At 67.1% G+C, this 584-nt stretch carries 1 protein-coding gene; it reads left to right on the plus strand.

Features of this window, described 5'->3' with window-relative positions:
* Window positions 1-584, plus strand: a 584-nt coding sequence (locus AC1D00_RS44465) for a 5-oxoprolinase subunit C family protein (protein WP_477015123.1), incomplete at both ends; no start/stop codon positions are given.

The following is a 584-nucleotide window of genomic DNA, read 5'->3' on the forward strand; positions in this document are numbered from 1 at the left end:
GATCTCGGCCGCTTCGACCAGTATCGCTTTGGGGTCGGCACGTCGGGTGCGATGGACGATGTCGCCCTGCGGGCCGGCAACATCCTTCTCGGCAACGACGAGAACTCCGCCGRCATCGAAATCCCGATGCTGCCGTTCAAGCTTCGTTTCGGCCGGGACATGGCCTTTGCCCTCACGGGCGCCGACGTCGAGGCGGAGATCGCCGGACGCGTGATCCCGCCATGGTGGCGGTCGCACGCCCGTACTGGCGATATCCTGACCGTCAAGGCAATGCCCCGCGGCGCGCGAAGCTACCTGACATTCGGCGGCGGCATCGACGTGCCCACGGTGCTGGGCTCACGCAGCACGCAGTTTCGCAGCGAGTTCGGCGGCTGGCACGGACGGCCGCTCCAGGCCGGCGACATCCTGCCCTGTACGGCATCCACCGCTACAATCGGCGAACTCGGGGTCGAGCCCGCCGAGATCACGCTGGTGCGGCCGAACGCTACGCCGGACGAGACCGTCGTCAGGGTCGTGATTGCCGGCGAATATGACGGGTTCGCCGCCACCACGCAGGCGCTGTTATGGTCCAGCAGCTGGAAGAT

Source organism: Bradyrhizobium sp. P2_E8 (assembly GCF_056403875.1).